The following is a 25,163-nucleotide window of genomic DNA, read 5'->3' on the forward strand; positions in this document are numbered from 1 at the left end:
GAATTGAACGAGTGTTTATTTCCTGATTCTTACAGAAATTTTGCACGCCCAGCAATTCCTGACAGGGATATTGCGAAAACGATTAGATCATACTTTGAGGCAGGTCATAAATCCTGATGGAATTCTTCGATCAGATGCTGAACCACAGCCCTGCCTGCATCCGCACCTTTGGCCGTCGCTTCGGCGTGAACACGTCGTTGCCGCGTGGCAGATGTGCCGTTTTGTGCGATTTGCTGTAGCCGGGCAAGTTCAGTCATGGTGCCCAGTGCTTCGGCATCTTCGGCCAGCATACCCATCAGTTCACCCATAAGTTCCGGCATGGGCTTGATGGATCGATCCCCGAAATCAATCATGCCTTCGCCGACACCGTAACGCTGCGCCCGCCACCGGTTTTCACCAATCAGGAACCTGTCATATTGCCGCCAACGCAAGTTGCGGTCTTTCAGACGGCACAACATTCGGACCAGCGCCTGTACCATTGCAGCCAGTGACAAAGTGTGCTCCAACCTCGGCTGCACGTCCATTATGCGTGTTTCGAGCGTTGGAAAGCGATGAGACGGTCGCAAATCCCACCAGATTTTCGAGGTATCCTCGATCACGCCAAGTTCGACCAGAATGCCTGTCGTACGTTCATATTCCGACCAACTTGCCAGAACTGGTGGTAATCCGGTGCGGGGCAGGTTGTCGAATACGGTCAGGCGATAGGAAGACAGGCCGGTATCCTCTCCGTTCCAATAGGGCGAGGATGTGGAGAGCGCCAACAGATGCGGCAGGAAATAGGAAAGCTGCGGCATCAGGTCGGCCCGCAATGACGGTTCTTCAACACCGACATGCACGTGCATCCCGCAGATCAGCATCCGTCGCGCGACACCGCCCAGGGCATGCTGCAAGGCGTCATAGCGCTCTCGGCGCGTGTGGTGCTGTTTCTTCCAGTCCGCAAAGGGGTGGCAGGACACAGCAATCGGGGCCAGATTGTATTCGGCGGACCGATCCGCCACACCCGCCCTCAGGCGTTTCAAATCTTCTCGGGCCGTGCGGATCGTTGCATGGGGGCGGGTGCCAACCTCGATCTGGCACTGCAGAAACTCGGGGCTGACCTGGCCCTGAAAATCAGCCTGGCAGGCTTCCATCAGTGCAGCGGGTGCTTGGGCAAGTTCAAGGCTGTCGCGGTCGACCAGAAGATACTCTTCCTCAATGCCCAGCGTGTATTCCTGCTGCATGGCGGCCCTCTTTCTAGCTTTATGCGAAACAGTGAATACGGAAATACGCTTTTTGCCAAGTGTTTACCGGCAGAGTCCTTGCGGTCATCGGGCTAGCAACGGTAAGGAACGGGTCAAAGTTCAGAAGAACCCCGGAGCCATTGTGTGAAACCCAGGAAATTCCCCCGGCTGAATGCCGTTCTCGACCGATTTGGTGTCAGGCTGATTGACAAAGTCACGGAACGGGACGAGCGTGCCCGGCTGGAGGCGTTCGAAAGGGCAGGCGGGCTGACCCGTTCGGCTTATTCGTTGTCACCGGGAATGGCCGATTTCGACATCTCGCAGCTGGTAGCCGAATATGGTGAACATGCCGCCGCTTTGGCTGCATTGAAAGATCCGTCCCGCAATCAAACCGGGTATAGGATCGGCAACGGGTATTATGACAGCCCAGATGCGGATGCGTTGTATCTTATGGTCCGACGTTTCAAACCCAAGCGGGTGATTGAGGTTGGCTGCGGTAATTCAACGCGCGTGACACGGCAGGCTGTATTGGATGGCGGGCTGCAGACGCAAATCACCGCGATTGATCCTTATCCGCGCGCGGACATCGCGCATGTTGTCGATCAATTCGAACAGAAACGGTTGGAAGAGGTCGATCCAGCCCTCTTCGAACAGCTTGAAGCGGGTGACATCCTGTTCATCGATTCCAGCCATGTTGTCCGGATGAGCAATGATGTCGCGCATCTGTTCTGTCGCATCATACCGGCCTTAAAACCAGGCGTTGTGATCCATGTGCACGATGTTTTTCTACCCTACGAATACCCCAAGCGGTTCTTCTATGACTGCCCGGGATGGGGCGAGCAATATATGTTGCATGCATTGTTGCAATCTAGTGCATATTCAATGCTTTGGCCTGGATACTTCTTGCAACAGGATCGCCAGGATGCGGTCGAGGCGCTGCCGTTTTTGAAAGATGGGCGCGCGCAAAGTATTTGGGTTCAGGTCAAATAAATCTGACACCAAATTGATCCGGTGCAGCGAAACGCCCGTACCCCTTTCCATAACAACCTGGATAGGAGATCTCAAATATGTTTCGCCGTACTTTCCTGAGCGCCGCCGCCGCAATCGCACTTACCTTGCCGGTACAAGCGAAGGCCGCCGATATCGTGGATACCGCCGTATCTGCTGGATCATTCACCACACTGGTTGCAGCGGTTCAAGCGGCGGGTCTGGTCGATACGCTGAAAGGGGACGGTCCGTTCACCGTTTTTGCCCCCACGGATGAGGCCTTTGCCGCACTGCCCGAAGGGACGGTGGAAACGCTGCTACTGCCCGAGAACAAAGACCAACTGGTCGCAATCCTGACTTACCATGTGGTTCCGGCCAAAGTCATGTCTGGGGACATCGCTGGCAAGCGCACCAAAGTTCTGACCGTGCAGGGTGATCGCCTGAGTGTGAATGGCAAGAACGGCGTAAAAGTGAATGGCGCCAAGGTTGTGCAGGCCGATATCGAGGCCAGCAATGGCGTGATCCACGTCGTCGATGCGGTGATCCTGCCGGAATAATTGGCAATTACCGTGATCAAGCAAAAACCCCGGCCGTTATGGCCGGGGGGTTCTGTCAGACCAATCTGACCTTGGTGCCAACCTGAACCAGCGGGTACAATTCTTCAACATGCTGATTATAAAGGCCAATACATCCAGAAGAACTTTGGCGACCAATCTTGCGTGTATCGTGCGTGCCGTGCACCAGATATGCTGGCCAGCCCAGATACATCGCCCGCGTACCCAGCGGATTTCCGGACTCGCCACCTTCTATTCGGATGGGCAGGTTCGGGTCGCGCTCGCGCATTGAGGCGGTCGGGGTCCAGCTTGGGTTTTCGCGCTTGCGTACTACTTCGGTATAACCACGCCTTGTGAGTTCTTCGCTCATAGGGACTGAGCTGGGGTACAGTTTGTACGTCCCGTCAGCCCCCCAATAGTGTACAGCGCGGCTTGTGATATCTGCCAGCAGGCAGCCGACACCTAACTCATCGAAGTGATCCTGCCAATTCTGGTGCGAGAATGAAGAGACATTCCGCCGCACAGCTAGCTGTGTGCTGATCGCCTCTTCGTCAAGCGGGAAAGCATCGGCGCTGCTTTGTGCGCGCACCAGTGCAGGTGTCATCAACAGAGACGCTGCACCTAATAATGCAGAGCGACGGGTCATGCGGGGATCTGACAAATTGGCCTCCGGTTCAGGAACTGCTCGCGCGAAACTGCGTGTAACTTATGTTTTGCTGATCAGATTTCCTAGGGAGTGTTGAGTGAATTTATTGTGAAGCGAACATCACAAGCGAAACTTGGCCGTGTATTGAAAAAAGCCCGGCCAGTGGTGGCCGGGCTGTGTGGATCCACAGCTTTCGTTTGGATCAGTCCATGGCTTTGAAGTTGAACTCGCCGCCTTCTTTGATGCCTGAAGGCCAACGCGCGGTGACCGTTTTTGTGCGTGTATAGAATTTGAAGCTATCCGCACCATGCTGGTTCAGGTCACCGAACATGGATTTCTTCCAACCGCCAAAGGTGTGATAGGCCAACGGAACCGGGATCGGAACGTTGATACCGACCATGCCAATATTGATCCGGCTGGCAAAGTCACGCGCGGTATCTCCATCGCGGGTGAAGATCGCCGTGCCATTGCCGTATTCGTGGTCCATAGCCAAGCCAATCGCTTCTTCGTACGATCCTGCGCGGACGGTCGACAAAACCGGACCAAAGATCTCTTGCTTATAGATGTCCATGTCGGGCGTCACGTGGTCAAACAGGTGAGGGCCGACGAAGAAGCCGTCTTCATAGCCCTGCAGGCTAAAGTCGCGATTATCAACAACCAGTTTGGCACCCTGTTCAACGCCCGAGCTGATCAGTCCCAAAATGCGCTCTTTGGCAGCACCGGTCACGACAGGTCCCATGTCAACATCATCGCCGGCAGTGTAGGGGCCGACCTTCAGTTTCTCGATACGAGGAATAAGCTTTTCGATCAGCGCGTCGGCGGTATCCTCTCCGACCGGGACGGCAACCGATACGGCCATGCAGCGTTCGCCAGCCGCGCCGAAACCGGCGCCAACCAGGGCATCTGCTGCCTGGTCAAGATCGGCGTCGGGCATGACGATCATGTGGTTCTTGGCGCCGCCGAAACACTGCGCGCGTTTGCCGTTGGCCGTGGCGCGCGAATAGATGTACTGCGCGATAGGGGTCGAGCCCACAAAGGAAACGCCCTGAATGATCTCGCTGTCCAACAGGGTGTCCACGGCCTCTTTGTCGCCATTGACCACTTGGAACACACCTTTGGGCAAACCTGCCTCAACGAAAAGTTCCGCCAGCATCAAAGGTACTGAAGGATCGCGCTCGGACGGTTTCAGAACAACAGCGTTGCCACAGGCCAGGGCAGGGCCCACATGCCACAGAGGCATCATGGCCGGGAAGTTGAACGGCATGATCGAGGCCACGACCCCTAAAGGCTGGCGCATAGAATACATGTCGATGCCTGGGCCCGCACTGTCGGTGAATTCGCCTTTCAACATCTGCGGAGCACCGATGCAGTATTCGATCACTTCTAGACCGCGCTGCAGATCGCCTTTCGCGTCAGGGATCGTCTTGCCGTGCTCGCGGCTCAGCGCTTCGGCCAGCTTGTCCATGTCGCGGTTCATCAGGTGAACCATCGCCATCATCACGCGCCCGCGTTTTTGCGGGTTCGTTGCACCCCAGGCCGTTTGTGCGGCTGCGGCGCTAGCAATGGCTGCTGTGGTCTCGGCACCACTTGCCATCGGGCATTTGTACTGTACCTCGCCGGTAGCGGGGTTGAACACGTCATCATATCGGCCGGACGTGCCGGCGACATTCTCACCGTTGATGAAATGGGACAGTTCGTTCATTGCGAATTCCTCCGAAGGTCTGCGCGCAGAATAGGCTTGCATAAATGGCTTGAACAGAGGCAATGTCCCAAAGGTGTTTTGCAAAATTGCAAAGGTGAAGCGTGACACCTAATTGGGATGATATGAGGGTCTTTCTGGCCGTAGCCCGCGAAGAAAGCCTTTCGGCGGCGGGACGATTACTTCGGATTGACCCGGCTACGGTCGGACGCCGTGTAGCGCGGTTGGAAGCGTCTCTGGATGCGCCGCTGTTCACCAAATCGCAGCAGGGATATGTGCTGACCTCAGCTGGTGAGCGTTTGATGGACCACGGTCTAAAAGCCGAAGAGGCGATGCGAGCTGCAGCAGGCGCCATGGCAGAACCATCTGAGAGGTTGAGCGGGCAAATCCGGATCGGCGCACCGGACGGGTGTGCGAACTACTTGTTGCCGCAGGTGTGTGGCAAGATCTGTGACGCCAATCCCAATCTGGACATACAAATTCTGGCCTTGCCGCGCGTCATCAACCTTTCACGCCGTGAAGCCGATATGGCCGTGACCGTCAGCGCACCGACCGCTGGAAAACTGCTTGTACAGAAAATTACCGATTACAAACTTCATCTTGTCGCAACGCAGGAATACCTTGCCGATCACCCTGCGGTTCATTCCATCAGCACGTTAGGGGGGCATCGTATGATCGGATACATACCTGATATGATATTCGACCGCGAACTGGACTATCTGGTCGATCTGGGTGTTGACCGTGTCGCGCTGGCCTCGAATTCGGTCTCTGTCCAACTGCGGCAGGTTTCGCAGGGATCAGGGATCTGCATTGCGCATGATTTCACACTGCCATTTCACCCGAAGTTGAAGAAAATATTGGTTGATCAAGTGAGTTTGACACGCAGTTTTCATCTGGTTCGACATCAAGGTGACCAACGAAACGAGCGGCTGAATCGGTTCGCGCAGGCCCTGTCCCAAGGGATTCGCGATGAAGTTGAGCGGCTTGAGGCTGAAGCTTCACCTTGACAGGCTATTTCATTCCGGCAACGCTTTGGAAAACACGATGTTATTTCGGAGGTTACGTCAATGCTTGTTCAGGCCATTCTGAAATCCAAAGCCACCGGAGGCGTGGTGACAGTTGCTCCTTCGCGCACAGTTTCAGAGGTTGCAGGAATCCTTGCAGAAAAGCGCATCGGAACGGTGGTTGTATCAGAAGACGGCGGCAAGACCGCATCGGGCATCTTATCAGAGCGTGACATTGTGCGCGAACTGGCCGCAAGCGGCAGCGGATGCCTATCAAAACCCGTAAGCGCGTATATGACCCGCGAGCTGGTGACAGCGACGCAACAGGATACTGTCCAGGATATAATGTCGCGGATGACCGAAGGGCGCTTTCGCCATATGCCGGTTATTGAGGACGGTAACCTCGTTGGCATTGTTACCCTAGGCGACGTTGTCAAAGCACAGCTTTCCGAACTGGCAATGGAAAAAGACGCATTGGAAGGCATGATCATGGGCCATTAAGCCCATAGAAACGCGACGCAACTACTTGCACCCATAGCCAAGTTATGTTTGCTTGCGCAGAAATTTCGTTGCGCAGGAGGCGGCAATGAGGGTTGGATTGTATCCCGGAACATTTGATCCGATCACCCTGGGTCATATTGATATCATCCGTCGCGCGGCCGCTCTGGTTGACAAGCTCGTGATTGGGGTGGCGATCAATCGGGAAAAGGGGCCGTTATTTTCGTTGGAAGAACGGGTCGAGATGATCGAAGCCGAATGTTCCTTTCTTTCCGAACAGACCGGAACTGAAATTGTCGCCCATCCTTTTGAAAACCTGCTTATCAACTGTGCCCGCGACGTAGGTGCTCAGGTCATTGTCAGAGGCCTGCGTGCTGTTGCGGATTTCGAGTATGAGTTCCAGATGGTCGGTATGAACCGCGCTTTGGACGACTCGATCGAGACGGTGTTCCTTATGGCTGAGGCCCGCCATCAGGCGATTGCCTCGAAACTGGTGAAAGAGATCGCGCGATTGAACGGGGACGTGTCGAATTTCGTCACGCCCCGCGTAAATGACGCGCTGCGTGCGCGCTTAGGATAGCGCGCCCATCGCGGCCGCCGTGTCCAGCATCCGGTTAGAAAAGCCCCATTCATTGTCGTACCAGGCCAGCACCCGGACCAACGTGCCGTCTGTCACCTTGGTTTCAGCCAAAGAGACGGTCGAACTGTGTGCGTCGTGATTGAAGTCGATCGACACCAGTGGGCGGCTTTCCGCAGCCAGGACACCGCGAATATTGGCCGCGGCATCAATGAACAACTGGTTGACCTCTTCTTCGGTTGTTGGGCGCGACACCTCGGCCACCAGATCCACAACCGAGACGTTCGGAGTGGGAACACGGATTGCCTGTCCAGTCAATTTACCTGCCAACTGGGGCAATACGAGACCTACGGCTGAGGCTGCCCCCGTAGTGGTGGGAATCATCGACAATGCAGCCGCGCGTGACAGATACGGGTCTTTTCCGGCGGTATCGTGAACTGGTTGGCTGGCTGTATAGGCATGAACGGTTGTCATGTTTCCGTGGACAATGCCCAAACCCTCGTCCAGCGCCGCAGCAACGGGCGACAAACAGTTGGTCGTGCAGGATGCGTTCGAAACGATCGTATCCTCGACGGTCAGTTCATGGTTATTTACCCCGAAGACGATAGTTTTGACCGCACCATCCCCGCGGGCAGGAGCAGAAATCAGAACTTTTTTGGCGCCGTTGTCAAAATGGCGCGCCGCGGCTTCGCGCGTGCGGAACACGCCTGTGCATTCGAGAACAACGTCAATATCGGACCAAACGAGTTTCTCAGGCTCGCGTTCGCTGGTTAGGCGGATTGGGCCTGCACCGACATCCAAACCGGCGTCGGTCAGGGAAACGGGCTTTGTATAACGTCCATGCACACTGTCGAATTCAAAGAGATGCGCGTTAATTTCGGGCTTGGCCAAATCGTTTATGGCCACGATCTGAACGTCGGTCCGCCCAGATTCCATCAAGGCCCGCAAAACACCGCGCCCGATCCGTCCAAATCCATTGATTGCCAACTTGAGTGTCATGGTCTGCTCCGTCTGGGTGTCTGTTATTGCAAAGTTAGCGCTAACAAAGCTAGATCAAGGAAAAAGTCAAGAAAAACCTCTGTCAGCGCCAGAAGGCGAGCCAGTCCAGGAAGGTGTAAAGTTTCTTTCCCAGGAAGATCAGGTTCTCAGAGTCGAACATTGCGTAATCGACTAGCAGACAGCCAAGTATTAGAAAGCCAAGCCAGATAGCAATTTGATTGGTCATGTTGGCCCCGAATGAAAACACCCGCCCAGATAAACTGAGCGGGTGTAAAGGTACAACATTTCTACGGCGTTTTAGTTAAGCCGTCCCATGGCCACGGCGACGTCTGCCATACGGACCGAGAAGGCCCATTCGTTGTCATACCAAGCCAGAACACGAACCATGCGGTTGTTAACAACCCGTGTCTGGTCTGGTGCGAAAATCGAGCTTTCTTCGGTATGATTGAAATCGGTCGAGACCAGCGGCGCAGGCTCATAGCCCACGACGCGCTGCATTGATCCCCGTGATGCTTCACGAACGATGGCATTAACATCTTCGACAGTCACGTCACGCGCCGCATGGAAAGTCAGGTCGACAGCAGAAACGTTTGGTGTTGGTACACGGATAGCCGAGCCGTCCAAACGACCCTTCAGGTTCGGCAGAACTTCGCCCAGAGCTTTGGCTGCACCTGTTGAAGTTGGGATCATGGACATTGCCGCAGCGCGCGCGCGATACAGGTCACTATGACGGCGATCCAGTGTCGGCTGGTCGCCGGTATAGGCATGGATCGTAGTCATGATACCGTGTTCGATCCCGATACCTTCGTCCAGTACCTTGGCAAGCGGAGCAAGGCAGTTCGTGGTGCAAGAGCCATTCGAAACCATTCTATCTTCAGTAACCAGGCTGTTGTGGTTCACGCCATAGACAATGGTTTTATCAACATTCTTGCCTGGCGCAGACAAAAGAACCTTCTGAGCACCGCGTTCCAGATGCGTTTTGGCTTTCAGGCCATCGTTGAATTTTCCGGTGCATTCCAAAACGACGTCACAACCTTCCCAATCAAGCTCGTTCATATCGTAAGTCGAGAACACCTCCATTGGGCCGCGGCCCAAATCCATGGTGTTGCCTTCGATCGAAACATCGCGGGGAAAGCGGCCGTGGATGCTGTCGTATTTCAGCAGGTGGGCGGTAGTTTCCAATGGGCCGGTCGCGTTGACCTTGATCACTTCGATGTCGTTGCGGGCCGATGCCGCAATATGCGACAGGGTGCAGCGGCCGATACGGCCAAATCCATTGATGCCGACCTTGATGGTCATCTGACGTCTCCAAAAATGCGCTTGCTCTGCGGGGCATATAGCGGCACAGACGCTTTCTCAAAAGGGCAAAAGTGACATATTCTTAACGTGTTAGCGCAAACCTTCGCCGGTTGCGCTAACGCTTGCGCTAGCCGTCGGATCGGGTAGGGTCCCCTGGCGACAGGTGAGATGAGAGGAAACACGCATGAGTGGTTTGTTGGCACTGTTGGATGATGTTGCTGGCATAGCAAAGGTTGCTGCAGCGTCAGTGGACGATGTGGTCGCTGCCGCCGGCAAGGCCGGGGCCAAGACTGCGGGCGTGATCATCGATGATGCAGCAGTTACTCCGAAATATGTGCAGGGCTTTGCCCCAGCGCGGGAATTGCCGATCATCTGGCGCATTGCGCGCGGCTCGATTTTCAACAAGATTATCCTGCTGTTGCCAGTCGCCTTGTTGCTGGCCAATTTTGCACCCTGGTTGATAACGCCCTTGTTGATGCTTGGCGGGTCCTATTTGTGCTTCGAAGGGGCAGAAAAGATATTTCACCTGCTTTTCCCTCATGGCAGCCACGTTATAGACGAAGATATGAAGGTCAAAGACCCGGGCCATCTGGAAGAGCAGAAGGTCAAGGGGGCGATCAAAACCGATTTCATCTTGTCCGCCGAGATCATGACAATCGCCCTTGCCGCCATCGAAGCACCGAATATCTGGATGCAGGCGGCAACGCTGGCCGTTGTTGGACTAGGTGTGACCCTGGCCGTTTATGGCTCGGTCGCCTTGATCGTGAAGATGGACGATGTGGGCCTTTTCCTGGCGCGGAACGCACCAACGCCGATCGGGCGCGGATTGGGGCGTGGATTGGTTAAGGCGATGCCGGTTGTCATGAAAGTGCTGTCGATTGTCGGCACAGCTGCGATGCTGTGGGTTGGCGGCTCGATCATCATTCACGGGCTTGAGGTTCTGGGTTTTGGCTGGTTGGGACATCAGATCCATGACATGGCCTATGCAGCCGGGCATGCGGTTTCGGCGCAATGGGAAGGTGCCGTGGAGTGGATTTCCAAAGCCACGATGGATGGCATTTTCGGACTGGCCTGGGGGTTCGTGCTGATCCCGATTGCAACCAAAGTGGTCGCGCCGATTTTGTCTCGGAAATCTGAAACGCATTAGTCAGAAAACGAAAAGGGCGGCGCATGGCCGCCCTTCGCTTGATGTTTGGAATTGGGAATTACAGCTCCAGCAATTCCTTGACCTTTGCAACTGTGGCCTCTGCAGTGATGCCGAAATGTTTGTACAGTTCATCAGCGGGGGCAGACGCGCCAAAGCCTGACATGCCGATGAAGCCTGCCTTGGCGTCACGGCCGCGTTCCCCCAGCAGCCAGCGGTCCCAGCCTCCGGCGCGGACGGCGGCCTCGATGCCGACACGGACGGCTCCACCGGGCAGAACCCGCTTGCGATACGCTTCATCCTGCTCGGCGAACAGTTCCATGCATGGCATCGACACGACGCGCGTGCCAATGCCCTCGGCCTCGAGCATCGCCTTGGCTTCCATCGCCAGCGACACTTCCGAACCGGTTGCGATCAGGATTGCCTGACGCTTGCCTTCGGCTTCGGCTAGAACATAGCCGCCTTGTGCAGTCAGGTTTTTGGTTTTGTGATCCTTGCGTACGGTCGGCACGCCCTGGCGGGTCAGAGACAAGACCGAAGGGCTGTCCTTGAAGGTCAGCGCCAGTTCCCAGGATTCCGCTGTTTCAACGGCATCCGCCGGGCGGAACACATAGGTATTCGGTGTCGCGCGTGAGATTGCCAGATGCTCGACCGGCTGGTGGGTCGGGCCGTCTTCGCCCAGACCGATCGAGTCATGGGTCATCACAAAGACCGTGGGTATCTTCATCAGCGCTGCAAGCCGCATCGAGGGCCGCGCATAGTCGGTGAACGCCATGAAGGTACCGCCATAGGGACGGATGCCGCCATGCAGCGCCATACCGTTCATCGCGGCGGCCATGCCGTGTTCGCGGATACCGTAATGGATGTACCGACCCTTGCGGTTTTCCGGCAGGAACACGCCCATATCGGCCGATTTCGTGTTGTTCGAACCGGTCAAGTCAGCAGACCCGCCAATAGTTTCCGGCATGATCGGATTGACCACGTTCAGAACTTTTTCGGACGAGGCACGGGTGGCCAACTTGGGCTGATCTTCCGACATCTGCTTTTTGAACGAGCGGATGGCACCGGCCAGTTTTTTGGGTGCCTCGAACGCATAAGAGCGGTTGAACTCGGCCTGTTTGCGTTCAGAGATTTGCCCGAAACGCTCCTCCCACGCAGACCGCTCGGCCGCGCCGCGGGAACCGATTGCTTCCCAGGCGGTTTTGACATTTGGCGGAATTTCGAAGGCGCCATGCGGGGCGGCATAGGCCTCTTTGGCCGCTTTCAGCTGTTCCTGATCGGTCAGGGCGCCGTGGCCTTTCGAGGTATCCTGCGCGGCGTGACCCAAAGCAATATGGCTTTCACAGGCGATCATGGTCGGCTTGTTTGACGATTTCGCCTTGGTGATGGCCTCGTCGATGGCCTGCGGATCATGACCATCAATCTCGATGACCTGCCAGCCCGAGGCGGCAAAACGTTTCACCTGATCGGTCCGGTCAGCGATGTCGACCGTGCCGTCGATGGTGATGTTGTTGTTGTCCCAGAACACGATCAGCTTACCCAGCTCGTGACGGCCGGCCAGCGTGATGGCCTCTTGGCTAACGCCTTCCATAAGGCAGCCGTCGCCCGCGATGACATAGGTATAGTGATCTACGATCTTCTTGCCGTATTGAGCGCGCTGAATTTCCTCGGCCATGGCAAAACCAACGGCGTTCGAGATCCCCTGACCCAGCGGGCCGGTTGTTGTTTCGATCCCGTTGACAAGGAAGTTCTCGGGGTGACCTGCAGTTTTTGCGCCCAGCTGACGGAAATTCTTGATCTGTTCCAGCGTAACGTCAGCGTTCCCAGTGAGATACAACAGCGAATAGATCAGCATCGAGCCGTGACCGGCGGACAGGATGAACCGGTCGCGGTCGGGCCAGCTTGGGGCCGAGGCGTCGAATTTCAGGTGCTTTTCGAACAGTACGGTCGCGACATCGGCCATGCCCATTGGCATACCGGAATGGCCGGAATTGGCGGCGGCGACGGCGTCGAGGGTCAATGTGCGGATGGCCGCAGCTTTGTCCCAGTGTTCGGGGTTGGCATTGCGCAGCGCAGTCAGGTCCACGGGTGTTGTTCCTTTGGATTACAGGCAGATGGCCGCTCAATACCATTCAGCCCTCAAAGTGCAAGTAGAACTGGGTGCTGCAGGGTTTTGCTGGATCAAGAATGTGACCCAAGTCGTTGAAAGCAAACAGTGGGTATTTTCGATGCCATTGGGTTAGACTAGGCCAAGACGCGTACAAGGTTGATTCGGATAACCTCGCGAAACAAGGAACCTTGATAAAAAGGTGGCAGGGGCATGAGCCAGATCGAAGAACTACAACGCCGTATTGTGGCCGCGATGGATCGGATTGGATCCGGCATTGCGACAATGGCGGAAGTTGGCGCAGGCAGCGGTGGAGAAGATGACACTCTGCGTGTAGCTCTGGATGATGAGAGGGTTGCGAATGCTCAACTTGAAGAGCGTCTCAGATCATTAAAAGAAAGGCACGATTCCGAAGTCGATGCCATGCGCCTAGAAATCGAAGGCTTGCGCAATACGCCGTCTGATAGTCAGGAAAGTGCAGCGCTGCGCGAGCAACTCGAAGATGCCAAGGCACAGCTTACTTCGGTCGAAGCCGCACGGGCCGAGTTGGCAAGCGCAAAGGCAGCATTGGAAGATCAGGATGTTGTCGAAGAACTGAAAGCCGAAAATGCCCGTCTTCGTTCGGAATTGGCGGATAGTGAACGCGTGGCGGAACTCAGCGCCGAGTTAGAAATGCTGCGCGCCGAACGCAGTAGCCATGGCTCGGCGATGTCACGTCTGGATGATGATCTGCAGCGCATGCGCAAAGCCAACGAACAACTACGAATGTCGGTCGAAGAGCTGCGCGCAGCTGCAGAAGACGGAATGACCGATGCGGATCTGTTGAACCGTGCCACAGCTGCCGAGCTTGAGGCAACGCGCGCAGCGCAGGCCACCGATGCGGCCGAAGCACATGCCGTGCTGGCCCGGTTGGAACCGTTGCTGTCTCAGGCGAAATTGGCCGAAGGAGAGGTGGAATAATGCCTGAATTGACCATTCAAATCGGGGGGCGCGGCTTTGAGGTTTCGTGCCAGGAAGGCGAAGAGATTTTCCTGCAAGCTGCTGCTAAATTGCTGGATGATGAAGCGCAGGTATTGTCAGATCAGATCGGTCGGATGCCTGAATCCCGGATGCTTTTGATGGCTGGATTGATGTTGGCAGACAAAGCCGCCGCCACAGGTGACAAAATCAACTCGTTGGAAAATAAGCTGGCGGAGGCCGAAGCCGAGCTTCGGAACCTGCGTAGCATGCCACAGCCCGAGCCGGAAAGAATTGAAGTTGCCGTGGTTCCACCTTCGGTCACTGACACCTTGGCAGAGTTGGCTGCTCGGGCCGAGGCAATGGCGGCATTCATAGAAGAAAAGTCAACGAAATGATAAATATGCGTACTATTGCTATTGCGACTTTCATGTCTGTGTCAGCGCAGGTTTCCTGGGCAGGGATCGATATTCTGCCCGTCACATTTACTTGTGATAACGGCGTGCCTCTTGAGGTTGCCTATTTCAATGCCGAGGATGGATCCAGCGCGGCAGCCATGATGGTCGACAATAAGCTGGTGACTTTGCGCCAAGCTCAGAGCGGCTCTGGTATTCGCTATGAATCCGACGGAACAACTGGCACTTACATCCTGCGCTCCAAAGGCTGGGACGCCACGGTGAGCTTTCTGGCGACAGGTGCAGATGCCGCCAGCGAGCAGGTCTTATTGGGAAATTGCGTCAGCCGCTGATCAGGCGTTTGCTTCCCTGATTTTATCAGCGGCTTCCTTGTTGTAGCCGACACCGTTTTCGTCAAACAGCGTGTCCAATTCGCCCGACAGGGTCATCTCGGTGATGATGTCGCATCCGCCTACGAACTCGCCTTTGACATAGAGTTGCGGAACAGTCGGCCAGTCAGAATAGTCCTTGATCCCCTGACGCAAGCCTTCGTCGGCCAGTACATTCACGTCAGCAAATTCTACGCCCATGTAGTTCAGCACGCCTGCCACGCGCGAGGAGAATCCGCATTGCGGCATTTCCTTGGTGCCTTTCATATATAGCACCACATCATTGGCTTTGACGGTCTCATCGATCTGGGTTTTCACGTCGGTCATGTTACTTTTCCTTGTCATCCGCATCCGGGGCGGTCGTTTCATCCTGTGATGGGGCGGCGACCCATCCTTCCTTTTCCAGCCGTCGGTGTTCGGCCTGCGCCAGGGCCAGCGGATTCAGCCCGTATCTCTCGATGCCGTCAACCTTGCTGATTTTGTCCGGGTTTGGACGCATGTCGACCAGTTTACGCTTTCTGTTTCGCTTCACATAGGCCTCGATCAGCGCGGCGGCAACTATCAAAGCCGCGATTGCTGAAATCCAAGCCAGCCATGTACTCATTTTTTTGGAGCCATGGCTTTAGCGTATTGCTGCGGATCTCGGGTCACCCTCGCCACAGTCGGGTGTCCACCGCCCGGGCCGCCCGTATGCACGCCATGAGTTATTAGTTGATCTCCTTGGCCGGGTTCGCTTCCGCGAGCTTTCTTATTGGTGCCGGGCAAAAAAGCTGATCGAACAACCAATATGCACCCAACCAGCGCCACCAAAGAGCAAATCCCGTAAATCCAGAAAGTCGTGCTCACTCAGGCACTTTCGTCGTCAGAGCCAGCGCGTGCAAGTCGCCATCCGGGCCGTCCATCTTGCCTTTGAGGGCTGCATAGACTGCTCGCTGTTGTTGCACCCGGTTTTTGCCACGAAAGCTCTCATCCACGACCATGGCCGACATATGTACGCCGTCGCTGCCGCCGACCTGAATGTCCGCATCGGGAAACGCGTCGCGCAGCAGGTTCTCAATCTCGTGGGCGCTCATCGGCATGTAGGTTTCTCCTGAAAGTCTTTCCCAAGATGTAGTGCGCCGGGGCGGGGCGCGCAAGGGTCAGATAGAAGCCCCGAAATGACAAAAACCTGCACTTGTCAAAGTGCAGGTTTTCAGAAGCGCAGGTGCCAAAATCAGGCGACGGCTTCGGCGAAGCTGTTGCGGAAAGTGGCAGTCAGTTCATCAAGCAAGGCCTCAGAAGAGCCGATGCGGACGCTGTCGCCCGTGAACCGCCCGACCGATACCAGTGGAACGCCAGCCTGACCTGCGGCAATCATCAGGGCTTCGGCCTGGTCAAAGTTGCAGGCGACCAGATAACGGGCCTGATCCTCGCCAAACAGGAATTCGGTCGAGGCGTCGTCAAGCGTTATGCCGACGCCGGTTGCTTCGGCCAGTTCGAAGGCTGCCAATGCCAGACCACCATCGCCAAGATCGGTGCAAGCCTTGATCATCTCTCGGTTTGCGCGGATGAACTCTCCGTTGCGCTTTTCGGCGTCCAGATCGACATGCGGCGCGTCGCCATCTTCGCGGTTGAACACTTCGGCCAGAAGCGCGGATTGGCCCAGATGCCCCTGCGTTTCGCCGATGACCAGAGCCACGTGGCCGTCGCGGACCTCATTACCTATGATCTCGTCCGTGTGCGCCAGAAGGCCGACCGCTCCAATTGTCGGGGTCGGCAGGATCGCCTGACCGTCGGTTTCGTTGTAAAGCGACACGTTGCCGGACACGATGGGCATATCCAGCGCTGCGACGGCCTTACCAATGCCTTGGATCGCGCCGACGAACTGGCCCATGATCTCGGGCTTTTCTGGGTTGCCAAAATTCAGGTTGTCAGTGGTCGCCAGCGGCAATGCCCCGACGGCGGTCAGGTTGCGGTAGGCTTCGGCAACAGCTTGCTTGCCGCCTTCTACAGGGTTGGCTCGTACATAGCGTGGGGTCACGTCACTGGTGAAAGCAAGAACCTTGTCGGTGCCGTGTACACGAACCATGCCGGCGCCCAGACCAGGCGTACGCACGGAATCAGCCATAACCATGGTGTCATACTGCTCGTAAACCCATTGCTTGCCCGCATAGTTTGGCGAAGCGAGCAGGGCGCGCAGTCCGTCGATTGGGTCGATCTGAGGCACGTCGGCTAGGTCTTCTGCTTGCGGTGTAGGCTCCCACGGGCGATCATATTCGGGCGCGGTTGAGGAGAGTTTGGACAGAACCAGATCGGCTTTGACCTCACCATTATGCATGATTAGAAAGCGATCTTCGGCGACAGTTTCACCCACGATGGCGAAATCCAGATCCCATTTATCGAAAACGGCGCGAGCCTCGGCCTCAAGCTCGGGTTTGAGAACCATCAACATGCGTTCTTGGGATTCCGACAGCATCATCTCATAGGCTGTCATGTTCTCTTCGCGCTGGGGGACGTTTTCCAGATCAAGCCGAACGCCCAGACCGCCTTTGTCCCCCATCTCAACTGCGGAACAGGTCAGGCCCGCCGCGCCCATATCTTGGATCGAGATCACTGCGCCGGTTTGCATCAGCTCCAGCGTCGCTTCCATCAGGCGTTTTTCGGTGAACGGGTCGCCAACCTGAACGGTGGGGCGCTTTTCCTCGATCGTGTCGTCAAATTCGGCGCTGGCCATGGTGGCTCCGCCCACGCCGTCGCGTCCGGTCTTGGCTCCAAGATAGACAACCGGCATGCCGACGCCCGATGCGGCTGAGTAGAAAATCTTGTCACTGTCAGCCAGCCCGGCTGCGAAGGCATTCACAAGGCAGTTGCCATTATAGGCCGGGTGAAAGCGCACTTCGCCGCCAACGCAAGGCACGCCGAAACAGTTGCCATAGCCGCCGATACCTTCGACCACGCCATTGACCAGCTGACGGGTCTTGTGGTGGCCGGGTTCACCAAAAGACAGCGCGTTCATCGAGGCAATTGGGCGCGCACCCATGGTGAAAACGTCGCGCAGGATACCTCCAACACCTGTGGCTGCACCTTGATAGGGTTCGATGTAAGACGGATGGTTGTGGCTTTCCATCTTGAAGACCACGGCCTGACCATCGCCGATATCGACCACACCTGCATTTTCACCCGGTCCGCAGATCACCTGGGGTCCAGAGGTGGGCAGGGTGCGCAGCCATTTCTTAGAAGATTTGTAGGAACAATGCTCGTTCCACATGGCCGAGAAAATGCCCAACTCGGTAAAGGTTGGCTCGCGCCCGACAATCTCCAGGATCATCTCGTATTCTTCGGGTTTCAACCCGTGCGCGGCAATCAGATCCGGTGTGATGGCGGGCTCTTGCATCGTTTGTCCTGTATCCATGGTGGCCGAGATTGCGGGCCTTGTAGGGCAAGGGCGCGTCTGTGGGAAGGGCCAAGTCAGCGCAGGGTCGAATAACGTAACCGGCATATGCCAATTTCGAGCTTTTCTGCGCTTTGTGTACCCAGAAAAAAAACGGAACCGCGCTAGTGGCCGGTTCCGTCTATAGTATTTCCTGCCAGACGGCCCAAAAGCCGCGTGGCGTCTGTATCTGGTCTTTAAGCTGGGGTTTCTCCCTTGTTGATCGAGTCCGCCGCAGCGGCCCCAACAGCAGCTTTTTGTTGTTCGGTAAGGTTCTCGGCCTCTTCCAGACCAGGAATTGCTACGCGAACTTCGCGGCGGGCAAAGTCGATGCCATTGGCATTGAACTCGGCCTTCACCCGGTTGAAGATTTCCTTGCGAAGCGTGAACTGCTTGCCCGGCTTGGCCATGAACTTGCCGCGGATGATCATGCCAACATCGTCAAAGTCGAAAACACCTTGCGATTTGAAGGGCTGCAAGAAGCCTTCTTTGTGGGTTTCGTCCGCCATCATCTCGGCGCCGATCTTCTTGAAGATCTTCTTGACCTTGTTGGGATCAGTGTCAAACGGCACGGTGAACTTTAGCTTCATGATCACCCAGTCACGGCTGAAATTGGTCAGCTTTTGAATCTCGCCATAGGGGATCGTGTGAACGGGCCCACGGTGATGGCGGAGCTGCATCGAACGGATCGAGATTTTCTCGACGGTGCCCATGGTGCCGCCGACATCGACATATTCACCCACGCGAAACGCATCGTCGATAAGGAAGAAGACACCGCCGACGATATCTGCCACCAGCTTCTGAGCGCCGAAACCGATCGCAAGACCAAGGACACCAGCACCTGCCAGAAGTGGGGTGATGTTGATGCCCAGCGCGCCCAATGCGAGCAGGCCGAAGATGACCGCAATCGTGACTTGTGCCGTGATCCGCAGCAGGGGAAGAACCGTCGCCAGACGTGAACCGCCTGCGCCGCCACCCTCGCCACCGGCCTCTTCATCCAGCTCTTCTGCCGTTGTCTGTTCCTTGGCAAGACGACGGTTGATCCATAGTGAGACGACCTCGTTCAAGATGTATCCGACAGCGATGATCATCAGGAATTCGATAACCGTACCGCCAACGTCTGTTCCGATCCCGGCAGAGGCGACATGTCGAAGATCAAGCTGCCAGACCCGCGCGATCATAAAGACCACAAACAGGCCGGCCAGCACGCGACCAATCCGGATATAGCTGCGCTTGGCTGATTTATAGGCGCGTTCGGCCAATGGTCCGTCGCCCAACATTGGGGGTTGAAGATGGCGCACTAGGCCACGGATCAGCGTATCAAGCGCTGGTGCGATCAGCAGCCAGAACATCGTCGTGAAATGTGGCCCTTTGCCAAGCAGGGCAAGTGTTCTGGGATCACGCTGTGCGATCAGGAATTCGACCAGGAACCATATCACCACCGAAACGCCGATAGCGAAGTAGGGATAGTAATGAGCGACCTTTTCATCGAATTTGGTGTGGTCCGGGTCCGTGCCCAACATCATCTGAGACAACCCTTCGCGCGCGGTCCAGGCGATGATCCCAATGTATATATGGATGCCAGCGTTCAGCCAGAAACCGATACGCGTATCGGCCGGGGTGATACCGTTAAGCAAGTTGAACCGTACGATAAAGAGCGTGAGGCCGATCAATAGAAGAAGGCCAATCAGGTTGCGATGCAGATATTTGGCCCAATGATCGTCTATGTTGACCAACCGGTAATGTGGCTTTTTGGGCGCCAGCACAAAGCGTGAGGCGGCTGCGCCCAGACGCGGAATCCAAATCAGGTAGAAAACGAATGGGGCGGCATAGGTAAGCTGTTCTGTCGTCAGCAAGCCCCGTCCAATCGCCCGGATAACAACATAGAACACAACAAGTCCTGCGATTTCCCGGCAGAATCGGCGGAACAAGTAACGTACCGCGCTCCAAAGATCGGCATCAGAATTCCCATCGGGCTCTTCGTGCCATTTGCGGGTGAGAAACCCAAACAATTTCTCAGCAGCGTATCCGGCCACCAGAACTGCTAGGATCAACCCAAACAGGCCAAACACCCCGGTAGATCCGAATTTCGCTGAGAAATTGCTGAACGCCTCAACCTGGGCGCTGACGATATTTGGCAATGTGGTCAAAACCTGCGTCCAAGAGGTAACCATCTCGGCCCAGATTTCACTGATTTCGGTAAGCGGATCTTCATGGTTTTCGTTTGCTGCCGCCTGCTTTTCTGCAACCGCATCGAGCCGTTCCAGCAAAATGGCGCGAACCTGATCGTCGGACATACGTGCCACCAAGCCATCAACCTGATCGGGCGTCAGGTCCTCTGGAATTGTGACCGTAGACGACGCGGCCCCACTGTCTTGTGCGTGTACTGGTACCGCAAGAAGAATGGCGGAAATCAACGCCAGTAATAGGCGGAGTGGATGGTGCATGAATTTTCCCTCGAACACGAATTTTTGATCTCTTACGGGATCATAGGTGCGGAGGTGGAAATTTCCCAGCAATTTTCGGCTGTTCGGTGTCACCGATTAAGTCAGGGCCAAAAAAAAGGCCGAGCACTAAGCTCGGCCGTAGTCCAACAGGGAGGTATGAAGATGATGAGCGTTACAGCATCACCGCCTTCGAGTGCTCATTTAGGCATCAGTTTGATAACGATCAAGGCGTTTCAGTGTGATAGTCCGTCATGTCCGCTATGACGTTGACGCATAGCTATAGTTTCCCCATTTTCTTCAGGTGTTTACGCTGCGCGATGATCTCGTCCTGCACAAAATCGCGGAAGGCTGCTACGCGTTTGGAATGGCGTAACTCTTCGGGGTAGGCGAGATAAACAGGAACGTCAGCCGTTTCGATGTCTGAAAGTACCGGCAGCAGATGCGGGAAATCATGCGTGACATAATCGGGCAGCAAGCCAATTCCCAGATTGTGCAGTACGCCCTGCAAGACACCGAAATAGTTGTTCACTGTCAGCAACGACGCCGGGTTATAGGTCATCAGATGCCGTACCATTGCCGCACTGGCCCCTACTTGGGGGGCTGAGGGGGTCTGACAGATAAGTCGATGGCTCGAGATTTCTTCGAGGGAGGCAGGTTGACCGATTTCCTTAAGATATTCCGGGGTAGCATAAAGCAGCATCTGTACTGTCATCAGGCGCTTGCGCACCAGATCAGCCTGGCTAGGCTCTTTCATACGGATGGCGACATCGGCCTCGCGCATTGGCAGGTCAAGAACGCGTTCCTCAAGCATGAGGTCGATATTTAGGTCCGGGTATTGTTCATACAGCTTTGGCAACCTCGGAGCGAGCCATAGAGTCCCAAAGCCAAATGTGGTTGTGACCCGCAGCACACCAAAGACTTCTTCTTCGCTGTCTCGTATGCGCGCCGCTGCCGCGTCCAGTCGCTTGGACATTGCCGAGGTGGCGTCGAACAGCAGCTCACCCTGTTCGGTCAGAATCAGACCGCGGGCGTGACGATGGAACAACGTCGAATCAAGTGACTCTTCCAATGCCCGAATTTGTCTGCTGACTGCCGATTGAGATAGGTTCAGCTTATCGCCTGCATGTGTCAGGCTGCCCGCATCTGCAACCGCGTGAAATATCCTAAGCTTGTCCCAATCCATCGCCGCAACTTTCGTTATCCTGCCGAACGCCTATATGAAATAGGTGACAACTTCCACATTCAAACGGCGAAATCCTTGCGTTTCAGAGGATAAGCTCTAGGCAGGTCAGTTATTATGACCTAATATGGAAGCAGATGAAGCACACTGATCTGACGAGGGGAGGCGTTTGATGAGTAAGCCACAAATTTCTTTGAACGACCGTTTCGACTTAAGCAAAAACACGGTTCTATTGAACGGCACTCAGGCGCTTGTGCGCCTTATGCTGATGCAAAAGGCGCGCGACACGAAATCGGGTCTGAACACTGCGGGATTGGTGACGGGATACCGCGGATCGCCTCTTGGAGCGGTCGACCAGCAAATGATGCGCGCGCAGAAACAGCTGACAGAAAGCGATGTCACTTTTCAATACGGTCTGAATGAGGATCTTGCGGCAACCGCGCTTTGGGGCAGTCAGCAGGCCGGGTTAAGGGGTGACGGCAAGTTCGATGGCGTCTTTGGTCTGTGGTACGGAAAAGGACCTGGTGTAGATCGGTCAGGCGACGTGATGCGCCATGCCAATATGGCAGGGACGGCGGCACATGGTGGCGTTCTGATGGCCATGGGGGATGATCACACGGGCGAAAGCTCGACCGTGCTGCATCAGTCCGAGTGGTCGCTGGTTGATATGTACATGCCAGTGGTCAGCCCGGCCGGAGTACAGGAGATACTCGACTACGGCGTTTACGGATTCGCGCTCAGTCGGTTCGCCGGTGTCTGGGTCGGCCTCAAGACCATGAAGGACACGATCGAGGTGACCTCGGTCGTTGATGGCAACCCTGATCGCATGAAAGTCGTGGTGCCCGAGTTTGATATGCCCGAAGGAGGGCTGAACATCCGGCTTGGCGATACGCCTCATCTGCAGGAAGAGCGCATTATTGATTACAAGCGTTTTGCGGCTGAAACGTTTTCACGGACCAACCGGATGGACAAACGTGTCTGGGGCAAACCCGGCGCAAAGATAGGTCTGGTGGCCGCTGGCAAGAACTGGCTGGACCTTACCCACGCGCTTTCCTTGTTGAATATTGATGAGGCCGAGGCCGAGCGCCTTGGCATCACGACCTATAAGGTCGGACAGACGTTCCCACTGGACATGGCCGGATTTCACGACTGGGCAGAGGGTCTGGACCTGATCGTAATCGTTGAAGAAAAACGCAAGCTAATCGAGGTTCAGGTCAAAGAAGCGATCTTTGACGACCGCCGTGGTCGACGAGTCTATGGCTGGTACAAGGGCGGTGCTGGGACGCTGCACCGGGAAGAGCTGTTTCCCACCCGCGGTGCCCTTGATCCGAACATGATCGCTGAAAAACTGGGCGGTATTCTGATTGAAGAAGGCCGCGATACCGACGGGGTCCGCGCAGGTTTGACCAAGCTGACCGAAGCGCGCCGGGCGGACAATGCCGAGGAAATAGCCTCGCGCCTTCCGTATTTCTGTTCTGGATGCCCGCATAACAGTTCGACCAAGGTACCAGACGGAAGCCGGGCCTATGCAGGCATCGGATGCCATTACATGGTTCAGTGGATGGATCGAAGCACATTTGGCTTTACTCAGATGGGTGGCGAAGGGGCAAACTGGATCGGGGAAGAGCCGTTCTCGACCACCAATCATGTGTTCCAGAACCTCGGAGACGGCACCTATAACCATTCCGGTGTTCAGGCGATCCGGGCAGCTTTGTCGGCGGGTACGAACATCACCTTCAAGATTCTGTTCAACGATGCGGTCGCAATGACGGGCGGGCAGGGCAATGAGGGTGATCTGACCGCTGAAAGGATCGCGGCCGAGGTCAAGGCTATGGGCGTCACACATGTCGCGCTGGTCTATGACGAAAAAGAAGATGTAAACTTCAAAGCCTTACCCGCAGGGGTAGAGAGCTTTGAGCGCGCCGAACTGATGACTGTGCAAGAGAAATTCCGCACCTATGAGGGCGTCTCGGTCATCGTCTATGTCCAGACCTGCGCCGCTGAGAAACGCCGTCGTCGTAAACGCGGAACCTTTCCCGACCCGGACAAAAGGGTCTTTATCAATACGGATGTCTGTGAGGGCTGCGGTGACTGCGGCATCCAATCGAACTGTGTTTCGATTGTTCCCAAGGAAACCGAACTTGGCCGGAAACGCGCGATTGACCAATCAAGCTGTAACAAGGATTTTTCGTGTCTGAGAGGGTTCTGCCCCTCCTTTGTGACGCTGGAAGGCGCGAAGATTCGCAAAGAAGCGACGACCGAACTTGATCTGCCCGATCTTCCGATGCCCGAGCTGCCTGAAATAGTGGGCACACATAATGTTGTCATCACCGGCATCGGCGGGACCGGAGTTGTCACGCTGGGGGCGATTCTGGCACAGGCGGCCCAGATTGACGGCAAAGGCGCCGGAATGATGGAGATGGCAGGCTTGGCCCAGAAAGGCGGTGCGGTTCATATTCATTGCCGTATTGCCAACCGGCCAGATGATATCAGTGCAATACGTGTGGCAACGGGTGAAGCCGACACATTGATCGGTGGTGATTTGGTTGTGTCCGCCGGGGCCAAAACACTTGGCCTGACACGCTTGGGTCAGACCGGAGCGGTGGTCAACAGCCACGAAACCGTTACCGGTGATTTCACGCGCGACACTAAGTTTAGGATTCCTGGTGAGAGGCTGGAACTGGCGCTGCAAGCACGATTGAAAGAAGACGTTTCCCTGTTTGATGCCACTGAGCTTGCGCGCGCAGTGATGGGAGATTCAATCTATTCGAACATGATGGTTTTTGGGGCCGCATGGCAGCGCGGGCTGATACCCGTCAGCCTCGATGCGGTGATTGCAGCCATTGATCTGAACGGAACGGCGGTAGAACGCAACAAAAGAGCCTTTGAAATCGGTCGTTGGGCGGTTCTACACCCGGAAAAAGTCGATGAGATTCTACGGCCAAGTGTTTCCGACCTCCCTAAATCACCAGAGCAGGTCATCGCGTTCCGCACCGATCATCTGACCCAGTATCAAAGCGCTCGTTTGGCGAAACGCTACCGCAAAATCGTTGACTCGTTTGAGGATGCAGAAATTCGTGATGCAGTCGCAAAAGGGTATCATAAGCTGTTGTCTTACAAGGACGAATACGAAGTGGCCCGGTTGTTACTGTCCAGTCGGGAGAAAGCCGCCGCCGAATTTGATGGCGAATTCAAAATGACTTTCCACCTTGCCCCGCCGCTGCTTGGTGGCAAAGGACCAGATGGCCGACCCCGCAAACGGAGTTTCGGCGAATGGATGCTGAAGCCGCTGAAATTCATGTCTCGGCTAAAAGTTCTTCGAGGTACTCCGCTGGATATCTTTGGCTATAGTGTCGAACGTCGAATGGAGCGCGCGCTGATCAAGCAATATGAGCGTGATCTCAAAGAGATCACTCCGCTGATTTCCATCCAAACAAAGGATGCCGTAATTGCGCTCGCTAAGTTGCCCTTGGATATCAAAGGTTTTGGACCCGTCCTTAAGGCGAATGAGGCGAGCGCCGCCAAACGCAGAGAGGAATTGTTGACCACGATACGGAACGGAGGACCTGAATTACAGGCCGCCGCCGAGTAATTCGTCACAACCGTGTCACGACAGCTAGGCAAAATTGTTACTTGCATTTAAAATGCAGGT

Annotated in this window: 23 protein-coding genes; 10 read left to right on the top strand and 13 right to left on the bottom strand. The window is 55.7% G+C overall.

Annotated features, from left to right (window positions below; genetic code table 11):
• Positions 1–104: 104 nt before the first annotated feature.
• On the bottom strand, positions 105–1,220 hold the full coding sequence (locus tag AC2FH8_RS01900) for a carboxylate-amine ligase (protein ID WP_142634035.1): 1,116 nt from the start codon (positions 1,218–1,220) through the stop codon (positions 105–107).
• 144 nt (positions 1,221–1,364) lie between these two features.
• Between AC2FH8_RS01900 and AC2FH8_RS01905 the strand changes: the two genes are divergently transcribed.
• Both AC2FH8_RS01905 and AC2FH8_RS01910 read left to right on the top strand, forming a co-directional pair.
• On the top strand, positions 1,365–2,210 hold the full coding sequence (locus tag AC2FH8_RS01905) for a class I SAM-dependent methyltransferase (protein WP_271946902.1): 846 nt from the start codon (positions 1,365–1,367) through the stop codon (positions 2,208–2,210).
• A gap of 77 nt (positions 2,211–2,287) precedes the next feature.
• Positions 2,288–2,764, top strand: a complete 477-nt coding sequence (locus AC2FH8_RS01910) for a fasciclin domain-containing protein (RefSeq protein WP_142634031.1) — start codon at positions 2,288–2,290, stop codon at positions 2,762–2,764.
• A gap of 55 nt (positions 2,765–2,819) precedes the next feature.
• On the opposite strand, the gene AC2FH8_RS01915 is transcribed toward AC2FH8_RS01910, so the two are convergent.
• Together AC2FH8_RS01915 and AC2FH8_RS01920 are read right to left on the bottom strand one after the other, a co-directional pair.
• Positions 2,820–3,407: a L,D-transpeptidase gene (locus tag AC2FH8_RS01915; RefSeq protein ID WP_185956612.1), complete on the bottom strand. Its 588-nt coding sequence runs from the start codon at positions 3,405–3,407 to the stop codon at positions 2,820–2,822.
• 202 nt (positions 3,408–3,609) lie between these two features.
• Positions 3,610–5,109, bottom strand: a complete 1,500-nt coding sequence (locus tag AC2FH8_RS01920) for a CoA-acylating methylmalonate-semialdehyde dehydrogenase (protein WP_496687934.1) — start codon at positions 5,107–5,109, stop codon at positions 3,610–3,612.
• 101 nt (positions 5,110–5,210) lie between these two features.
• Between AC2FH8_RS01920 and AC2FH8_RS01925 the strand changes: the two genes are divergently transcribed.
• From AC2FH8_RS01925 to coaD, 3 genes are all read left to right on the top strand, one after another.
• Positions 5,211–6,113: a LysR family transcriptional regulator gene (locus AC2FH8_RS01925; RefSeq protein ID WP_281972156.1), complete on the top strand. Its 903-nt coding sequence runs from the start codon at positions 5,211–5,213 to the stop codon at positions 6,111–6,113.
• A 60-nt stretch (positions 6,114–6,173) separates the two neighbouring features.
• Positions 6,174–6,611: a CBS domain-containing protein gene (locus tag AC2FH8_RS01930; protein WP_496687937.1), complete on the top strand. Its 438-nt coding sequence runs from the start codon at positions 6,174–6,176 to the stop codon at positions 6,609–6,611.
• Positions 6,612–6,696: 85 nt separating this feature from the next.
• Positions 6,697–7,188 (top strand): pantetheine-phosphate adenylyltransferase, encoded by a 492-nt coding sequence (gene coaD, locus AC2FH8_RS01935; protein ID WP_142634021.1) that lies wholly within the window; start codon positions 6,697–6,699, stop codon positions 7,186–7,188.
• Here the strand turns inward: coaD and gap (AC2FH8_RS01940) are convergent.
• The 3 genes from gap (AC2FH8_RS01940) to gap (AC2FH8_RS01950) form a co-directional block, all read right to left on the bottom strand.
• A complete protein-coding gene (gene gap, locus AC2FH8_RS01940; protein WP_496687940.1) occupies positions 7,180–8,184 on the bottom strand; it encodes a type I glyceraldehyde-3-phosphate dehydrogenase in 1,005 nt (334 codons plus the stop codon). The genes coaD and gap (AC2FH8_RS01940) overlap by 9 nt on opposite strands.
• 82 nt (positions 8,185–8,266) lie before the next feature.
• Entirely contained in the window at positions 8,267–8,410 is a 144-nt protein-coding gene (locus tag AC2FH8_RS01945; protein WP_496687942.1) for a hypothetical protein, read from the bottom strand.
• A 71-nt stretch (positions 8,411–8,481) separates the two neighbouring features.
• Positions 8,482–9,483 carry a type I glyceraldehyde-3-phosphate dehydrogenase gene (gap, locus tag AC2FH8_RS01950; RefSeq protein ID WP_142634017.1) on the bottom strand — a complete coding sequence of 334 codons (1,002 nt, stop codon included), beginning with the start codon at positions 9,481–9,483 and terminating at the stop codon, positions 8,482–8,484.
• Positions 9,484–9,667: 184 nt separating this feature from the next.
• Here gap (AC2FH8_RS01950) and AC2FH8_RS01955 point away from each other — a divergent pair, with 184 nt between their 5' ends.
• Entirely contained in the window at positions 9,668–10,630 is a 963-nt protein-coding gene (locus AC2FH8_RS01955; RefSeq protein WP_142634015.1) for a DUF808 domain-containing protein, read from the top strand.
• Between the two features lie 58 nt (positions 10,631–10,688).
• On the opposite strand, the gene tkt is transcribed toward AC2FH8_RS01955, so the two are convergent.
• Entirely contained in the window at positions 10,689–12,713 is a 2,025-nt protein-coding gene (tkt, locus tag AC2FH8_RS01960; RefSeq protein WP_496687946.1) for a transketolase, read from the bottom strand.
• A gap of 234 nt (positions 12,714–12,947) precedes the next feature.
• Between tkt and AC2FH8_RS01965 the strand changes: the two genes are divergently transcribed.
• From AC2FH8_RS01965 to AC2FH8_RS01975, 3 genes are read left to right on the top strand one after another with little or no spacing between them, the layout of a single operon-like run.
• Positions 12,948–13,694 (top strand): hypothetical protein, encoded by a 747-nt coding sequence (locus AC2FH8_RS01965; RefSeq protein ID WP_496687948.1) that lies wholly within the window; start codon positions 12,948–12,950, stop codon positions 13,692–13,694.
• A complete protein-coding gene (locus tag AC2FH8_RS01970) occupies positions 13,694–14,089 on the top strand; it encodes a cell division protein ZapA (protein WP_496687950.1) in 396 nt (131 codons plus the stop codon). The genes AC2FH8_RS01965 and AC2FH8_RS01970 overlap by 1 nt, the downstream gene beginning before the upstream one ends.
• Before the next feature lie 32 nt (positions 14,090–14,121).
• Positions 14,122–14,439, top strand: a complete 318-nt coding sequence (locus tag AC2FH8_RS01975; protein WP_271946931.1) for an MliC family protein — start codon at positions 14,122–14,124, stop codon at positions 14,437–14,439.
• Here the strand turns inward: AC2FH8_RS01975 and grxD are convergent, their stop codons facing one another.
• The 6 genes from grxD to AC2FH8_RS02005 all read right to left on the bottom strand — a co-directional run bounded on the left by grxD (position 14,440) and on the right by AC2FH8_RS02005 (position 21,514).
• Positions 14,440–14,802, bottom strand: coding sequence for a Grx4 family monothiol glutaredoxin (grxD, locus tag AC2FH8_RS01980; protein ID WP_142634005.1), 363 nt, complete (start codon positions 14,800–14,802; stop codon positions 14,440–14,442).
• 1 nt (position 14,803) lies between these two features.
• Positions 14,804–15,079 carry a hypothetical protein gene (locus AC2FH8_RS01985; protein ID WP_282021284.1) on the bottom strand — a complete coding sequence of 92 codons (276 nt, stop codon included), beginning with the start codon at positions 15,077–15,079 and terminating at the stop codon, positions 14,804–14,806.
• A 238-nt stretch (positions 15,080–15,317) separates the two neighbouring features.
• Entirely contained in the window at positions 15,318–15,554 is a 237-nt protein-coding gene (locus AC2FH8_RS01990; protein WP_142634001.1) for a BolA/IbaG family iron-sulfur metabolism protein, read from the bottom strand.
• Between the two features lie 134 nt (positions 15,555–15,688).
• The gene (gene purL, locus AC2FH8_RS01995; RefSeq protein ID WP_496688219.1) at positions 15,689–17,848 is read right to left on the bottom strand and encodes a phosphoribosylformylglycinamidine synthase subunit PurL; all 2,160 of its coding nucleotides are present in this window, start codon (positions 17,846–17,848) and stop codon (positions 15,689–15,691) included.
• Positions 17,849–18,081: 233 nt separating this feature from the next.
• Positions 18,082–20,331, bottom strand: a complete 2,250-nt coding sequence (locus tag AC2FH8_RS02000; RefSeq protein ID WP_496687954.1) for a mechanosensitive ion channel family protein — start codon at positions 20,329–20,331, stop codon at positions 18,082–18,084.
• 277 nt (positions 20,332–20,608) lie between these two features.
• Entirely contained in the window at positions 20,609–21,514 is a 906-nt protein-coding gene (locus AC2FH8_RS02005) for a LysR family transcriptional regulator (protein ID WP_496687956.1), read from the bottom strand.
• A 169-nt stretch (positions 21,515–21,683) separates the two neighbouring features.
• Here AC2FH8_RS02005 and AC2FH8_RS02010 point away from each other — a divergent pair, with 169 nt between their 5' ends.
• Complete coding sequence (locus AC2FH8_RS02010) at positions 21,684–25,103, top strand: indolepyruvate ferredoxin oxidoreductase family protein (protein WP_496687959.1); 3,420 nt, start codon at positions 21,684–21,686, stop codon at positions 25,101–25,103.
• The last annotated feature ends 60 nt before the right edge of the window (positions 25,104–25,163 follow it).

The organism is Ruegeria sp. CDSC025 (genome assembly GCF_059610805.1).

What these genes read in the sequence shown, in the direction of transcription:
- AC2FH8_RS01990 (WP_142634001.1), bottom strand. Translation starts at nt 15,554, where the DNA reads ATGCCGATGAGCGCCCACGAGATTGAGAACCTGCTGCGCGACGCGTTT.
- grxD (WP_142634005.1), bottom strand. Translation starts at nt 14,802, where the DNA reads ATGACCGACGTGAAAACCCAGATCGATGAGACCGTCAAAGCCAATGAT.
- AC2FH8_RS01915 (WP_185956612.1), bottom strand. Translation starts at nt 3,407, where the DNA reads ATGACCCGTCGCTCTGCATTATTAGGTGCAGCGTCTCTGTTGATGACA.
- AC2FH8_RS01975 (WP_271946931.1), top strand. Translation starts at nt 14,122, where the DNA reads ATGTCTGTGTCAGCGCAGGTTTCCTGGGCAGGGATCGATATTCTGCCC.
- AC2FH8_RS01985 (WP_282021284.1), bottom strand. Translation starts at nt 15,079, where the DNA reads ATGAGTACATGGCTGGCTTGGATTTCAGCAATCGCGGCTTTGATAGTT.
- AC2FH8_RS01955 (WP_142634015.1), top strand. Translation starts at nt 9,668, where the DNA reads ATGAGTGGTTTGTTGGCACTGTTGGATGATGTTGCTGGCATAGCAAAG.
- AC2FH8_RS01920 (WP_496687934.1), bottom strand. Translation starts at nt 5,109, where the DNA reads ATGAACGAACTGTCCCATTTCATCAACGGTGAGAATGTCGCCGGCACG.
- AC2FH8_RS01970 (WP_496687950.1), top strand. Translation starts at nt 13,694, where the DNA reads ATGCCTGAATTGACCATTCAAATCGGGGGGCGCGGCTTTGAGGTTTCG.
- AC2FH8_RS02005 (WP_496687956.1), bottom strand. Translation starts at nt 21,514, where the DNA reads ATGGATTGGGACAAGCTTAGGATATTTCACGCGGTTGCAGATGCGGGC.
- AC2FH8_RS01945 (WP_496687942.1), bottom strand. Translation starts at nt 8,410, where the DNA reads ATGACCAATCAAATTGCTATCTGGCTTGGCTTTCTAATACTTGGCTGT.
- gap (WP_142634017.1), bottom strand. Translation starts at nt 9,483, where the DNA reads ATGACCATCAAGGTCGGCATCAATGGATTTGGCCGTATCGGCCGCTGC.
- purL (WP_496688219.1), bottom strand. Translation starts at nt 17,848, where the DNA reads ATGCAAGAGCCCGCCATCACACCGGATCTGATTGCCGCGCACGGGTTG.
- AC2FH8_RS01900 (WP_142634035.1), bottom strand. Translation starts at nt 1,220, where the DNA reads ATGCAGCAGGAATACACGCTGGGCATTGAGGAAGAGTATCTTCTGGTC.
- gap (WP_496687940.1), bottom strand. Translation starts at nt 8,184, where the DNA reads ATGACACTCAAGTTGGCAATCAATGGATTTGGACGGATCGGGCGCGGT.
- AC2FH8_RS01910 (WP_142634031.1), top strand. Translation starts at nt 2,288, where the DNA reads ATGTTTCGCCGTACTTTCCTGAGCGCCGCCGCCGCAATCGCACTTACC.
- AC2FH8_RS01930 (WP_496687937.1), top strand. Translation starts at nt 6,174, where the DNA reads ATGCTTGTTCAGGCCATTCTGAAATCCAAAGCCACCGGAGGCGTGGTG.
- coaD (WP_142634021.1), top strand. Translation starts at nt 6,697, where the DNA reads ATGAGGGTTGGATTGTATCCCGGAACATTTGATCCGATCACCCTGGGT.
- AC2FH8_RS02000 (WP_496687954.1), bottom strand. Translation starts at nt 20,331, where the DNA reads ATGCACCATCCACTCCGCCTATTACTGGCGTTGATTTCCGCCATTCTT.
- AC2FH8_RS01965 (WP_496687948.1), top strand. Translation starts at nt 12,948, where the DNA reads ATGAGCCAGATCGAAGAACTACAACGCCGTATTGTGGCCGCGATGGAT.
- AC2FH8_RS02010 (WP_496687959.1), top strand. Translation starts at nt 21,684, where the DNA reads ATGAGTAAGCCACAAATTTCTTTGAACGACCGTTTCGACTTAAGCAAA.